Origin of the sequence: Kitasatospora aureofaciens (assembly GCF_019192735.1) — a bacterium.
Taxonomy (GTDB): Bacteria; Actinomycetota; Actinomycetes; order Streptomycetales; family Streptomycetaceae; genus Kitasatospora; species Kitasatospora aureofaciens_A.
Genome location: NZ_JAHTKP010000056.1, coordinates 1 through 14264, shown reverse-complemented (window position 1 = coordinate 14264; position 14264 = coordinate 1). Strand labels below are relative to the sequence as shown.

Genomic DNA, 14264 nt, shown 5'->3' with positions numbered 1-14264 from the left:
TCGTACAGCCCGCCGATTCCGGCACGTCCCCTCGTCGGCGTTGCGGGCCATGGGCGCCATCGGGTGCCGCGGGTCCGGTCAGTCAGCTACCGACCAGTAGATCCGACTCGCTCCGGCTCGACTCAACACGCTCCCGAACCGGACAACACGGCCGACCAGGGGAGTCTGGGTCTCTTCCGGTTCGCGTTCCCGTACTGGTCAAACCGAGGTTCTGTTGTATGTGCTGGGCCAGCCAGCCGCGGTGCGGTCTCCTCGAGTGAAGACGGCGGCGCCGATTTTCCCTGCTGATGGATCATCGTGCTGCGGAGCCAGGTACGGGATCTCGAGAACAGTGCCGGTGCTGGTGTGCCAACTGGTCAAGGTTCCGGTCCAGGTGATCACGGTTGCTCCACGCGGTGCCCGGATGTGGGCTCGGTCGGTGTGGAGGGTGATCTCGGTGCCTGTGGTACGGGAGGCGAGGAGAGTTCGGTAGTCGGCCGGAGTGAGGCGGCAGGTGCTGGGCGCCGTGGTGCCGGGCCAGTCCGGTGAGTCGATGCCGCGGGCGCGGGCGGCCTGCCACATGGTGGGGACCAGGGCGTGGGTGTGGGCGGGGGTGGCCATCTGTTCGCACATCCACAGCAGTCGGCCGGCCCCGCGGGACGGGCCAAGGGTGCGCCAGCGGATGCGCTGGGCGAGGTCGGCGGCGGTGATGGCGATCCAGGGGTGGACGGTGGCGAGGGGGCCTTGGGCGCCGAGCCAGGCGAGGTAGCGCTGTGCGTCGTCGAGGACGGGTGCCATGGAGTCCGCCGGGATGCCGCGGATGTAGGCGGGCCGGCCGCGGAAGGCTCGGGGTGCGCGGGCGACGAGGAGCAGGACGGCGCGGGCGAGGTCGCCGGCGACAGGCTGCCAGTCGTCTTCCTCGTCCTGCTCCGTGTCGGGGGCGGCGTCGTGGGGTTGGCCGAGGGCGCGCAGGACGTTGTAGAGCTCGGCTTTGGCGCGGTCGGTGAAGGGGGCTTGTTCGAGTGCGGGCAGGCGGGTGGCGAGGGCGGTGATAAGGGCATCTTCCGCGGTGTCCGGGTTGTCGGGGACGGGGAGGTGAGCGGTGGCGTAGGCGAGGGTGGAGGCGAGGTCGGCGTCGACCATGAAGCGGCTGGTGAGGCGGCCGAGTTCGGTGGCTTCGATGCGGTCGTCGCCGCCGTCGGGGTCGGGGGTGCGGGTGAGGTAGGCGGTGTCGGTGAGGAAGTCGGTGGCGTCGTGGAGGGGGTCGAGGGGGTGGTGGCCTTGGTGGAAGGCGAGGGTGCTCTTCCACCAGTTCTCGGCCTGGGTGGTGGTGGCGAGGCGGTTCTGGACGGCCTCGGCGAGAAGGTGGTCGGGCAGGCAGTCGCGGATGCGGGAGGTGACGGTGTATCCGGCGGCGAGGCGTGCCTGCCAGTGGTGGCGTTCGCTGGGGGCGGTGAGCAGGTAGGCGTGGCCTTCGCGTTCGCCGGCGCCGATGCGGCCTGCGCGGCCGAACATCTGCTGGACCATGGACACTTCGATGCGGCTCATGCCGATCTGGGTGTCGCGGACGATGACGGCGCGGGCGGGGAGGTTGACGCCGGCGGCGACGGTGGAGGTGGCGACGAGGATGTCGGCCTGGCGGGTGCGGAAGGCCTGTTCGGCTTCGCGTTTGTGGGGCCAGTCGCGGTAGTGCAGGCGCACGCCGGCCTTGGTGCACAGGCGTTCCACGAGGTCGCTGTCGTCCGCGTCGGCGCCGGTGGTGTCGACGCCGCGGTCGTGGGCCAGGGCGAGGGCGGTGGTGCGGACCGAGCGTTTGCTGCCGCAGAACACCAGGACGCTTCCGCCGCCTTGGGTGTGGTGGCGGGCGAGGTCGACGGTGCGGCGGGTGCGGGTGTTGTTGCGGGTCGCCCAGTCGGTGGCGTCGGCGTCCGGTGGCATGGACGGCAGCTGCCAGGTCAGGCGGGTAGGGCGCCAGGGCGAGCGGATGAGGCGGGCGCCGAGCCATTCGGCGAGCTGGTCGGCGTTGGCGACGGTCGCGGACAGGCCCACGATCCGTACCCGGGCGGCGTCCTCGCGGACCCGGGCCAGGAGTGCCTCCAGGACCGGGCCTCGGACAGGGTCGCCGAGCAGGTGGATCTCGTCCACGACCAGGCAGCCGACTTCGGCGAGCGCGGCGCGCAGGGAGCCGGCGCGGCAGATCGCCTCGAACTTCTCGGTGGTGGCGACCCACAGATCGGCTTCGCGGATGAGGTCGGTGTCGACGGCGGCTTCGCCAGTCAGGCGGACCACGCGCAGCCCGGCGCGGCGCCAGGCGGTGAGGTCGCGGTCGAGTTCGTCGGTGAGGGAGCGCTGGGGGACGAGCCAGGCGGCTTTGCGGCCGCGTTGGCGGGCGGTGAGGGCGGCGACCATGCCGATCGCGGTCTTCCCGGCTCCGGTCGGAGCAACGACCATGGCGTGCTCGTCGCCGTCGGTGATGGTGGGGACGGCGGCGGCCTGGACCGGGTTGAACGCCGGGTGCGGCAGCAGCGCCTTCCACGCCTCGGGGACGAGGTCCTCCACGGGCACGAACGCCTCGGTGTCGCCGGCGGGGAGCTCGTCCAGGGCGTCCCACTGGGCGGCGAACGCGTCCCGGGCCGCGTATGCGGCGGGGCCAGCGGCCGGTGTCGCCACGCCGCCGGGCCAGGCGGCCAGCTCGACGGACGCGCTGAGGTCGGACACCGTCGTGACGAACTCGTCCTCAACCCAGTGCGCAGCGGTTCGCACCTGGGCGCCGAGGCCGGTGAGGGTGTCGCGCAGGGTGTCGAATCGCTCCCCCGCCGGGGTGATGGCCCTCACGTCGGTGGCGGCGCGCAGCGCGGGCTCGGGCACGTTCCAGGCGGGGTTGGTGATCTTTCCCCACCACAGGGCCCGCGTCTCCTTCTGGGCGGGCAGGGGCAGGTCTTCGGGCCACGCCGGGCCCACGGGGGCGGGTTCGCGGGAGGGGTGGGGCAGGCGGATCGCCGTGACGGTCACGCCGGGCCCGCTCGGGCACGGGCCCATGTCGAGCCCGGCCGCCGGCCGTGCCGCGGCGCGGGCGGTCACCGCAGGAGGGGTTTTTGTACGCCGAGGTCCGGGGGCGGCGGCCGCCGCGGGTGTGGCCGGGGTGGTGGGGCGCAGGAGTTTGTCGTAGGTCTTCACGCCGAGGTCGGCGAGCGTGAACGCAGTTGGGCAGGCGGGGCAGACGATGGCGACGTACCGGTACTTGCGCCCTGCGGACTCGTACGGGCGGCGAAGCGAGTGCAGTAGGCCGTCGCACTGCGGGCATGGGCGTGGCACCTGCTCCTGGTAGGTCCAGCCCGGCTCGGTGAACCGCTGCTGCAGCCCTGTGGCCGGCAGGTCGCTCCCCCACTTGTCACGGACGAGCTGTTGGACCGTCAGATCGCTGGCCTCGGTGTCTGTTTCGTGCACGGTGCTCACTGTGGCAGCCGGGTAGCCGCCCGTACCAGAGGCACTCGGACAGTGTCGCGGCCCCGTGCCGGTAGCGCCGTCAGCGGCAGGGGCCGAACCTTCGTGCTCAGCGCCGATTTGGCCGCCTTCGCTGCCGGGCGGGATGCGGCCGGCGCGGTTCAAGGTGGTGATGCTATCCCGCTGGTGTTCCGGTGTACCGCTGAGGGCCAGGGAGCCCTTGTTGTTCGCCGGTGCGAGAGTTGGAACCGCGCTGGGGTTGGGCTCGGGGACGCGGCCCGCTCAACGTGGTGCTGGACAAGTGCCGCTGGGGTACGTCAGGGCTGGGGTTGCTCAGTGGAACAGTGCTTCGACCAGGGCTGCGCGGAACTGACGCTGCCGGACTCCAGTGGCGATGGCCTGCGGTGCTGGATCCCCTGTCAGGCCGATACACATGACGACGGCTCCGGTCTTCTCGAGCATGTGCCACATGTCGTCGGTGAGGCGAACAGGTACTGCGATGCGGACGATCTCCGGGGCGGTGCTGTGCTTTGACTCGTCGTAGAAGCCTTCGAAGGTACGGTTGGCCGAGTTGAAGACGGCCTTCCAGCCGTGGTCCTGGGCGGGCACGGCGGGCGCGTCCCACACGGGCCAGCCGAAGTGGTCCTGCACAGCGGTGGTCGTTGCGGATGTGTGGCCGGACAGCACCAGGGTGACGGTGCGCACCTGATTTGCCGTGATGACGGTTGTCTTGCCTTGGGCTCGGGCGCTCACCTTGCCAGGCGCTGACAGGCCGATGTGCGTGACCGCCATGTTGAGCTGAGCCCACAAGTCCCGGGGACGTTCTGCCATGCCCCCAGCATCGGGTAGGCGGGGTGGTGTGTTGGGCTCTATCCGGTTGGTTCATTCTTTCGGGTGAGCCCGTGTACGCGGCGGGTTGGAACGCGCTTGGCTCCTGTTGAGAACCTGACGCTCGAACAGGCCGCAGATGTGGGCTGCTTCGTCCACGGCTCTCCTGTCCCACGGGGCGAGTTGCATGCTTTGGCGGCCGGGCGGTCTCCCGTCCAGCTCCGCGAAGCGGCCGGCTGCGGAGATCAGGTCGGCTGCCCAGGGCGGTGCGGGAAGATCGCCGCCGCCGGTGCGGGCGACGGACAGCCGAAGCGGCGCGTCGGAGCGTCCGGTGACAATCCGCTGTGCCAGCGCGGCGGCGTGCAGAGGGTGGGCGACGCGTGTGTGAAGCCGGTGGGCGAGCAGGACCGTCGCATGGTCGAGCTCGGGTGGAAATCGCCCGCCGGCGGGCAGTGCGAGCAGCGTGCGGCCCAAGCGGCGGCCTGCGGCGGCCAAGCGGCTGTGGTCGAGCGGGCTGGACGTGGGCCGGATGAAGCCCGGCTCATCCGCGTGGGGTGGGATGTGCGTGGCGGCCTCCCACCAGGCGTACCGGTCGGCCGGCGGTGGCGGGAGCGGTGTGCTGACGGCACGGCGGGCGCCATCCAGGGTGTGCACGCCGTGGTGCGGCAGGAAGGCCAGGGCGGAGGCAAGTGCGGGCGGGAGGGGACCATGGCACAGCAGGGTCAGGTGGATCCCGGTGAGTTCCCGCAAGGCGAAGAGGTGCTCGAAGTGGCGGGAGCTGATGCGGTGGGCGCGGGTGACGATGACGTGCCCGATGTGCAGAGCGGTGGTCCAGGCAGCGACAACGCGCCAGGCGGTGTCGGTTCCACCGGCCCAGTGGGCGGCCTCCTCGTTCCCCGGGAGCAGGTGCTTGTTCAGACTGCGCAGGAGATCGTGGGCCAGAGATGCGGGAGCGGTGGCCACAGGGGTGGGGTGGACGGTGATGCGGCCCAGCGCCGGTGCGTGGGCAGTCAGAGCCGCCGACATGAACGCGTGGTCGTCGTGTGCGTCGTGCACCACGGTGAGCGCGGGCAGATCCGGATTACCTGGCCCCGGCGACCAGGTGGGCCGCCACTGCCCGGCAGCAGTGGCCTGCGCGGCGGCCGGACGCGTCGTCATCGCGATCCCGATAGCCGCGGTACGGTGCCGGCAGGCACGGCCACGGGAACAGCGAGTGCCGCGGCCGGGTGGTCGACACGCCCGGGCTCCGGCGGATCTGCCACGGTGGCTCGGTGGCCGAGGACTTGGCTGTCGGCTGGAGCTGGAGTGTCTGTGAGGGGATGGCGGGCCAGCCCGAGGGCAAACAGCAGGTCGGGATGGACGGTCGGATTCCCTCCCGTGGGAGCGAGCAGGCGACGGTTGGCCAGGCGCGGGATCTGCTCGGATGGCAGGTCCAGGGGCAGGCCGCTGGCGGTGCGGTGCAACATGCGAGTGACAGCTGCTGCCTCGGGTGGGCTGAGGGAGGCGGCCGTGTGGCCGGCGCCGTGCAGGTTCTGCCGTTGTCTGCCGGTGAGCAGCCCGGGTGTGGTGGTCAGGTGGATGCCGGTGTCGGTGTGGACGAGCCGGTGGGGGCTGTTGTGCTGCTCGAGGTGTGCGGCCAGGGCGGTGGCGACGCGTTCAAGACGGTGCGGGGGCCATTCCAGGGCGCCGGCCAGGTCGTCGGGGTGGATGCGGCCGGCCTCCATAAGGGCCGCGTGCAGCACGGTGGCGTGGGTGGCCGTCTGCGGGGCGGGGCGGTTGTCCTGGACAGGGGTGCGCAGGAGGGATTCCGGGGAGGTGGCGAGGGCGCGGGCCAGATGGATCAAAGCCGCGGCCGGGAGAGTCTGCGGGGTGAGGTGGGTGTCCCAGTCGGCGGTGGGGATGCCGGTCAGCGCGGTCAGCTCGTCGTCACCGAGCCGGCAGTCCATGGCGCGCTCGCGCAGGAATGCGAGATCGAAGGCGAGCGGGCCAGCGTCTGGTGGCGGGGCTGGGGCGGTCACGGGCGCAGCTCCTGAAGGCGCGGCAGGACGTCCGGGGCGGGCGGGGCCGGGGTGTGCAGGCGCCAGCAGCGGGCGGCGGTGTGCCAGTCGTCACCGGGGTGGGGATGGACCAGCGCGGGAATCGCGAGGCCCGCGTCGGCGATGAGGCTTTCGAGGCGTGGTGTGGTGCCGAAGCAGTTCGCGAACAGGCCGTGGTGGTCGGCGGTGCGCGGAGAGCGGCGGCGGAACTCGACGGCGGCGTGCAGCAGCGGGCGGGCGCGGGGCGGGACGGCGTACATGTGCCGGGGGCCCGGTTCCTGGCCGATGTTGATACGTGAGTCGCGGTCGATGGCCAGCGCGGCGTTGTGGTGGTCGACGCTTTCGATCTGGGTCATCGAGAGCAGGCCACGGCTGGTCCCGGTGAACAGCAGGGCAGCCAGCGCGGCGGCGCGCAGCGGGTTGGGCAGGCGCCAGGTGATCGTGTGCACGGTACGCGGGGTGAGGGGCACGGTGGTGAGGCCGGGCCCTGCGCAGGTGGTGAGGTCGTCCGGTACGTCGAGCAGGATGGAGCGGCTGAGGAAGCCGGCCTGGGCTCCGCGCACACGGGCCACGGTGTGCTGGGGGCTGGGGCTGGAGACGGTCAGACGGGCCAGGAACAGCCGTACGGCCTCGGTCTCTGGGAGAGTGAAGGCGGTGGGCTCCACAGGATGCCCGTCGGTGGTTTCCTCAGTTGGTGGTGGGGAGGTCAGGGCGCGGGCCAGCCAGGCGCGGGCCGCGGTGTAGCCGGCGCGGTACTGGCCGTCTGTGTGAGTGAAGTCGACGTCGTTCTGCCGGCGCCAGCAGTCCGCTCGGAACGCGACAACGCCGCTGCGGGGCACGGTGGGCAGCGGGTGGGCGTGGTCGCCCGGCGGCGGGCCGTGGCGGCGGCCGATGGCTGGTGGTCCGATCGCGTCGAGGACGGCTGCCGCGCCCCGTACGGTCTGCACCTCGGTGAGGCCGACGTCGTTCAGGCGCGCCAGTAGGTGCTGCTCGTCGGCCAACTCCGGGGTGTGAGCGATCAGGGTCAGGCGGATACCGGTGGCCTCGCGCCAGGTGGCGAGGCGGCGCAGCCGCTCGGTGGTCAGCCGGTGCGCGCGCAGCACGACGGCCTGGTCGAGGCCGCAGGCCAGTGCCCAGCAGGTCACCGCCCGCCAGGCCGGGTCGGTAGACATCCGCTCGGCGCCGGCGCGGGAGAACCCGTCACGGCCCATGGCCCGCAGCAGGTCCAGTGCGAGGTAGGCCGGGCTGGTGGTGTGCGGGGTGGGATCGGCGGTGATCCGGCCGCGGACGGGATCGGCCCACTGGTAGGCGGCGGCGTGCACCGCGCGGTCGTCGTCGGCGTCCAGTAGCAGCCTCACCGGCCGCACTGCGGGGATCGCCTGTTGCGGCGTGGCGGGCGAGGTGGGGGCGGTCATGCGCGCCGCCCGCCGTCGATCCGGTCGGCCACAGCCTGTAGCAGACTCTGGTCGGGCTTCTGCGTCCCGGTGGCGGCCATGGCCCGCTGGGTGTGCAGGGTGAGCACGACCCAGCGGCGCAGGCACCCGCCCGCCATACGGGCGTCCAGCACCTGCAGGTCCTGGGGCGCGACGCTTTGCCACAGCGGGTGCAGGGCGGGAACTGCCTGGGGAACCTGGTCGCGGGTGAGCGGTCGGATGAAAGGCCAACCGGCGGTGCGGGTGGCGAGCATCCGCTGGGCGCGCAGGTGCCGTTCGCCGCGCGGCTGGGCGGTCAGCACCACGCACAGCCCGTGGGGGAGGTCGTCGTGCAGGAAACGCAGGTACTCGAAACACGACGCCGACAGCCGGTCGGCGTCCTCGACCACGACGATCCGCGGCCCCTGGGCCAGGGCGCGGCGGATCAGGGTGTCGGCGGCCCCGGGGTCGGCAGGTGCCTCGCCGCTGAGCTTCAGCGCCTTGTGCAGGCAGGCGCGCAGGTCCGCCGGCGCCGGCTGAGCCCCGACATTCAGCGGCAACAGCTCACCGAGACGGCGGGCGGCAGCGTGAACGGCGAAGGTCTTGCCGACCCCGGCATCGCCGAGCAGGCACACGAACCGGCCCTGGGCATACCCGTCGGCGAGCGCACCGGCCACGGCGAGCATGCCCGGGGTGAGCAGTGTCCGCAGGCCCGGGGTGGCGAGGAAGTGCAGGTCTGGCGCGGCGGCGTCTTCCACGACAGCGAACAACTCCTGGGTGGTGGCCGGACCCTGGCCGACCGGCGGCGGGGTAGTCAGCACCGTGCCAGGGCCCAGTCCACGATGCGGTCGTCGACCCTGTCGGTCTTGAAGTGCTCCATGCCCTTCAGCACGTGCTTGGTGACCTTCACCCACTCGCGGAACGAACCGAGCGCGTACTGGGTGTCGACCCGCTTCAGCAGTGCCTCGTCCACGCCTCGCCACACGGGATGGGAGTCGGGCACGGCCTTGAGGATCTCGTCCTCGGTCATCGCCAGGATCTCCAGGCGGATGTAGATCCGCGAGGCCAGTGCCGGGTCGCTCTGCAGCGTCGCGTACGCCTCCCGGCCGCCGACGAACACGATGGCGGGCTTCGGGTCGCAGTTGTCCCACAGCTTGCGCAGGAACTCGAAGTTCTCCCGTCGGTACTGCTGGGCCTCGTCGCACACGATCACGTACGGGCGCCTGGGCAGGGTCTCGCGCAGCAGCTTGTCGAACGCGGTAGGGGTGCCGGGCATCTTGCAGCTCAGGTTCATCTGGTGGAACAGCTCCTCGCGCAGGTCCTTCGGGCCGGGGCGGGAGCGGGCGAAGTCCAGCGGCAGGATCAGGTCGGGGTTCATCTCCTGGATCGTGGCGCGAGTGCCGAAGCTCTTGCCGAGCCCGGCATCCCCGTAGATCACCGACATCGCCCTCGATTCGACGGTGTCGACGACAGTGTCCTTGATCTGCAGCAGCGTGTCGGTGGCGACCAGCTGCGACTGCTGAAGGCCGAGGAAGAACTGAGGGCGCAGGTCGGGACGGCGCTGCGGCGCGGTGGTGGTCATGCGTCCTCCAAAGACGAGTCCGAGGGGGCGGTGGCGGCGGCTTGGCCGGGACGTGCCCAGCCGGCCGGGACGGGGGTCAGGGGTGTGTACGGCTCCGCACGGCGGCGCGGCGCGGCAGCGCTTCTTCGATCGGGGCCAGCGAGTTCGTCCAGGGCCTCGCGCTCGGTCATGCGCATGGCCCGGACGGGGAGTTCGGGCTGGGTGGAGGGCAGGTAGCGTTCCCGTTTCCGCTCGCCCGAGCGCTTCAGGGCCCGGCGCAGGGCCGCGCTGTGCTCGTCACGGTCGGCCAGGATCTTGGCGCGCAGTTCCTCGGTGGCCTCGTCGCTGAGGAACGCCCGGCCGAGGAAGCGGTCGCCGCGGAAGGAGTACAGGTCGATCTCGTGGGTGTGGTGCGGCATCCACCGCACCCGTACCTCGACGCCGATACGGCCGACGCCGTTCTCGGGCATGTAGGAGCGGCCCGCGAACTCCACACCGTGGCTGGTGATCTTGCGCACCCGGTGGTCGCTCTCCAGCATGAACGCGCGCAGCTCGGCTGCGCTGGGCTCAGGACGGATCTCGGTCGGGTCGGACAGCCACGCCTGAAGCGGCGTCATACCGGTGCGCTCCACCACGTGCTGGGTGTTGTGCTCGCGTACCCACTCGCGCAGCAGGTCGACGAACGCCTCAAAGGTCAGCGGCGGGTCCTTCTCACCCACGCGCCGGCGGTGATCGAGCAGAGGCGCCTTGGTGTACCGGGGCAGATCGGCGAAGAAGCGGGTCACGCCGGTACGGTTCAGCCGCTCCACTCCGCCCTTGTGGCGGGCGCTTCTCACTCGGTGGACCGGCACACCGAGCAGTCCGAAGGCCCGCCGGACCGTCTTGGACAGGAAGTCGGCGCCGCCGTCGACGCGCACCAGGTGCGGCAGCCCGCCGGCCGGCCCGTACGGATCCTCGCGCAGCACCGCCGAGCGCACCGCCGCCAGAACCGATCCTCGGTGCGCGGAACCGGCCGTGACCGCCCAGCCCATCACGTGGCTGGTGCTGCGGTCCTCGAACCACGTCACCCACACCTTCGAGACGGTCCTATCGGGCATCATCACCACCAGCGGCGCCTGCTTGTGGTCGCCCTCCCACACGTGGTTGCGGGCCACCGCGGGCCTTTTGAAGGCCGGGTCGAAGCCGCGTGCGACCGGAACGCCCTCGCGTAGGCCCGCCATGAAGCCCGGGTCGAGGTCCCGGGCGATCGCGTCGTGCAGCGTGGTCAGCCCCACCGGCTCCTCCCCCGCTGCCAAGGCGGCGCGCACCAGATGCTCGTGGGCGCGCTTGACGTTGCCCTGGTAGTCGGCAAGGACATCGATGATCTCGTCGGTGACCCGCAGGCGCTTTCGGCTGGGTTTCTCCGGCGTACCGCTCTCCTCGGCCTGCGCCAGCCAGCGCCAAACCGTACGCACGCTCACGCCCGCCGACTCGGCAACCAACCTCACATGCGCGGTGGTCAACTCCCCCACACCACGCAACCTGAGCAACTGAGCCACAGCAGCAGGCCGCAACTCATCCCGATGCCGACCCAGCCCCTCCGCCGAGGTGTCCTCCAGCATCGTCACCGGTAACGGCACGCGCGAGGCGGACAACGACACGGCGATCAAGCACAGCCTCCACGTCGAACAGCGCTGGCACGCAGGACAGTTCAGCCAGAGGCCCGTCCTCTGTGACGGATAGACCCGACGCGAGCCTACGAGCCGGGAGTGGCCATCTCATCCAGCCGTTCACTCGAACGAGTGGCACCCTGCCGTTCCCACCAGTCCGGCGTACACATGCGCTATCCGACCGCTCGCAGTCTTCCGCCACAGCCAACCAGGACCGCGACCCACCAACAACCACCCCAACCCCGTGACGGTCCGACAGCAACCGGAGCGGGAACCACCCGGGTACCCGACACACAGGCGAACCACCGACAGGCCGCCCCCTCGGCCGCCGAGCAACAAGCAAGATCAACACATAGAGGAGATACGGCGAACACGGCACCGGTCAACACGGCCTCATGTCACCGCAATATTCGGGAAGTTGTCACCATGATCGACTCAGCCAACCAACCCTGGACAGCGCTGACACACCTACACCTCAATGACACGAGCCGCCGAACATTCCAGTGACATCACAACCGAACCTCACACACGCAGTCATCGTAGTCAATCGACCCACTCTCCCTGAGAGTTGAACAGGAGTGCAGTCATGACCATCGGACGTAAGGCGGCGTCCCTCGCCGCCGTGGCCAGCGCGCTGGCCGGCATGGCGCTGTTCGCCGCCCCGGCGCACGCCAGCACCGCGATCACCAAGTCCGTCCAGAACTACGCCGACAACACCAACCTCGACGCCTACTACGGACAGCAGGTGTGGACCCGCGACTCCAGCATGAACTTCCAGGTATGGACCTTCACGCAGGTCGGCACCACCTTCACGGGCGTCGGCATCTACACCATCAGCAGCACCACCTACGGCACCTGCCTCCAGGACGTCGGCGTGGGCTCCGCCGTGAAACAGCAGACCTGCGACGGCACCAATCTCGCACAGCGCTGGGTCGTCGATTTCGGCCAGCCGGCGACCACCATCGCCAGTGCGAAGAACCCCGCCGAGGTCCTCCAGGGCAACGGAAGCGACACGGCCGTGACGCTGGTGCCGGCCGCCAGCACGGCCAACCAGGTCTGGACCCTGTACGACAAGTAACCCACCCGCGCCATCCCACCCCGGGCGGCCGACAGCGCCGCCCGGGGTCCTCACACGGGCCTGTCCGGAGCCGGACGAGCCGGAGACGGTCGAGGCGGACGAGGAGCTGTGGTGCGGAGGCCGGTGCGGCCCGCGTTCAGCGGTGGGTCCTCGTAACGGGAGGCGAACCCACCACGCCAGTGCCCATACAGCCCGGTCGGCCATCTCGACGCCGGCCGGGTCGCCGTGGTGAGCGTGCTGCAGCTCCACGTCGGCCCGGGCCTTGAGGGGGCCCGGCAGTACTCGCTGCCGGTGCGGGCGCGCAGCGCGCCGTATCGGTCGCCGCCCAGGTCGTTGGCCCGGGCGGAGTTTAAGATGCCCCGCGCTCCATCCCCGGAAGGGGTGCAATACTGACTTCGGCTTTTCAGGGTGGTAGGTCGAGGGAGAGTCCGGTTCCGGCGAGGAAGCCGTCGAGGACGTCGGGGCGGTACTGGAGTCGTTTGAGTCGGTTGCGGACGAGCGTGGCGAGTCGGTCCAAGGCGACGCTGGCGAGGTCCGCGAGGCTGTGCTTGACGTGGGCCCACAGGTACTCGACCGCGTTCAGCTCGGGTGTGTAGGCGCTCGTGCCGGAGCGGCGCCAGGCGCTGGAGGAGATCGACCCCTTCTGGTGCCCGGCCTGGCCGATCACCTGGCAGCGCGCGTACGCGACCGCCCGGCAGTGGTGGCTGGAGTCCGACGGCCGCGTCGACTGGACTGTGTTGCCCGTGGAGACCGTGTTCGAGGGCGAGCAGCTCGGACGCTGGGTGCAGACGCAGCGGGCCGGCTGGCCGGGCTTGGAAGACGACCAGCAGGACTTGCTCGCGGCGATCGGGATCGAGGAGGACCAGGAGCTGATGGCCGCCAAGGCCGCCGCCGAGGCGAAGCCGAAGGTGTCCCGCACGGACCGGTTCCAGCTCCATCTGGCGGCGCTGACGGCCTTCGTCGAGCGGGAGGGCCACGCCCGCGTTCCGCGGGCGCACAAGACTCCCGAGGGGCTGTCGCTGGGCGCCTGGCTCAACAACACGAAGGCCCGCCGGGCGAAACTCGGCGCCGAACAGCTCGGGCAACTGGAAGCCCTGGGCGTCGCCTGGTAGACCCGACCCGATCACGTCGCGGCGTTGCGCACCGGGCTGCTTCGACGGGTCGGTGCACGGCCGTCTCCGGCAGGCAGGACCTGATCGCCAGATCCATAGGGATTCTCGCGGCAGTTCCGGGATTCCCGTTCTACTTCCGGGACTGCAGGTCACACGTGCCGATCAGCAGTCCTGGACCCGTGACAGCGTCCCGACAGGATTCTCACTCGACCGACGAGACAGCACACCAGACGCCGCAGCACCTACACCCTCACGGTGAGAACTCACAGGCAGCCGACGGAGAACACCCCCACCAGACCGGCCCAACCCCCGCAGGCAGTCCGAACCGCCTGACGCCTGGTCAGCCGCCCGGGACGACGGATACCGCACAGACCGCGCTGGTCGGGCACGGAGGGGCCGGAATCCGCCCGACAGGAGGTGTCTGAACAGCTGGCGGCCCCGGCGGTGGCGCCGTCGGCGCGCGGCGAACGTCTGGGGCACCGTCTGATCGACCGTGCCTGCGACCATTACCGTGGCCTCGGGTACCGTCTCGTGCTCGGGACGTTCACCACCAGCACCTTCGAGCACCTGGTGCCGTACTACCAGCAGGCCGGCTTCACCGTCCGCGGGCCAGGCGAGTCGATCGCCGTGCTCGACCCGATGGGCATGGCACTCCACCGGCCGGCGGACGCGCACGTCATCCAGATGTGGAAGCCACTCCACCCGGACATGGGCACGATCGTCACCACCATGCCGGACAGCTCGCAGGTCGAGATCGTCACTGGGGCCCTCGACCCGCCCGGGCGCGTGGCGGACAAGGTCGTGCACCACGACGACGGCAGCATGACCCTCAGCGGCGGAGGCCACAGGCTCACCCTGCCAGCCCAGCACGTCGAGAAGCTGACTCAGATGTACGCGACCGAGGTCACCGTGGCCGAGGTGACGGCGATCGCTGCGGAAGCCGAGCGGTACGGAATGGAACCGATGATCGCGGCCAAGCTGACCAAGGCGTCCGGGTACTCCCTGGCCGACCTCATGGGGTCACCGCGCCGCGGATAGGACTGCCGCCCCGGCTGCGCGAACACCGTCCGCACCGACACCCACGCCCGCCTGCTCCGCCAACGCGCCGACGAACTCGACCACCTCGCCGGCCGGGCGCCGACACCGGTCGCCCGCCGCCTGCACA

The 14264-nt window shown here is 70.9% G+C and carries 11 protein-coding genes and 1 pseudogene; 3 read left to right on the top strand and 9 right to left on the bottom strand.

The annotated features are described in order from the left end of the window. Nucleotides 1-198: 198 nt before the first annotated feature. The 8 genes from KV557_RS33275 to KV557_RS33240 all read right to left on the bottom strand — a co-directional run bounded on the left by KV557_RS33275 (nt 199) and on the right by KV557_RS33240 (nt 10720). Nucleotides 199-3426 (bottom strand): DEAD/DEAH box helicase, encoded by a 3228-nt coding sequence (locus KV557_RS33275; RefSeq protein WP_308130193.1) that lies wholly within the window; start codon nt 3424-3426, stop codon nt 199-201. 330 nt (nt 3427-3756) lie between these two features. After that, nucleotides 3757-4254, bottom strand: coding sequence for a hypothetical protein (locus KV557_RS33270; RefSeq protein WP_218205288.1), 498 nt, complete (start codon nt 4252-4254; stop codon nt 3757-3759). A gap of 51 nt (nt 4255-4305) precedes the next feature. Next, entirely contained in the window at nt 4306-5409 is a 1104-nt protein-coding gene (locus tag KV557_RS33265; protein ID WP_218205287.1) for a hypothetical protein, read from the bottom strand. Continuing rightward, entirely contained in the window at nt 5406-6269 is an 864-nt protein-coding gene (locus KV557_RS33260; protein WP_308130192.1) for a hypothetical protein, read from the bottom strand. Before KV557_RS33260 ends, KV557_RS33265 begins: the two co-directional genes overlap by 4 nt. Further along, nucleotides 6266-7702 (bottom strand): hypothetical protein, encoded by a 1437-nt coding sequence (locus tag KV557_RS44225; RefSeq protein WP_218205286.1) that lies wholly within the window; start codon nt 7700-7702, stop codon nt 6266-6268. The genes KV557_RS33260 and KV557_RS44225 overlap by 4 nt, the downstream gene beginning before the upstream one ends. Further along, nucleotides 7699-8520: an ATP-binding protein gene (locus tag KV557_RS33250; protein ID WP_308130191.1), complete on the bottom strand. Its 822-nt coding sequence runs from the start codon at nt 8518-8520 to the stop codon at nt 7699-7701. Before KV557_RS33250 ends, KV557_RS44225 begins: the two co-directional genes overlap by 4 nt. Next, nucleotides 8514-9281, bottom strand: a complete 768-nt coding sequence (locus tag KV557_RS33245) for an ATP-binding protein (protein ID WP_218205285.1) — start codon at nt 9279-9281, stop codon at nt 8514-8516. Before KV557_RS33245 ends, KV557_RS33250 begins: the two co-directional genes overlap by 7 nt. After that, nucleotides 9278-10720: a Mu transposase C-terminal domain-containing protein gene (locus tag KV557_RS33240; RefSeq protein WP_308130190.1), complete on the bottom strand. Its 1443-nt coding sequence runs from the start codon at nt 10718-10720 to the stop codon at nt 9278-9280. Before KV557_RS33240 ends, KV557_RS33245 begins: the two co-directional genes overlap by 4 nt. Nucleotides 10721-11495: 775 nt before the next feature. Here KV557_RS33240 and KV557_RS33235 point away from each other — a divergent pair. Further along, the gene (locus tag KV557_RS33235) at nt 11496-11987 is read left to right on the top strand and encodes an RICIN domain-containing protein (RefSeq protein ID WP_218205284.1); all 492 of its coding nucleotides are present in this window, start codon (nt 11496-11498) and stop codon (nt 11985-11987) included. 403 nt (nt 11988-12390) lie between these two features. On the opposite strand, the pseudogene KV557_RS33230 reads toward KV557_RS33235, so the two are convergent. After that, nucleotides 12391-12585, bottom strand: a pseudogene (locus KV557_RS33230) (IS630 family transposase); the annotation flags it as partial. A 4-nt stretch (nt 12586-12589) separates the two neighbouring features. Between KV557_RS33230 and KV557_RS33225 the strand changes: the two are divergent. Together KV557_RS33225 and KV557_RS33220 are read left to right on the top strand one after the other, a co-directional pair. Next, a complete protein-coding gene (locus KV557_RS33225) occupies nt 12590-13099 on the top strand; it encodes a helicase associated domain-containing protein (protein ID WP_218205283.1) in 510 nt (169 codons plus the stop codon). Nucleotides 13100-13516: 417 nt separating this feature from the next. Further along, nucleotides 13517-14137 carry a GNAT family N-acetyltransferase gene (locus KV557_RS33220; protein WP_218205282.1) on the top strand — a complete coding sequence of 207 codons (621 nt, stop codon included), beginning with the start codon at nt 13517-13519 and terminating at the stop codon, nt 14135-14137. Nucleotides 14138-14264 lie beyond the last annotated feature (127 nt).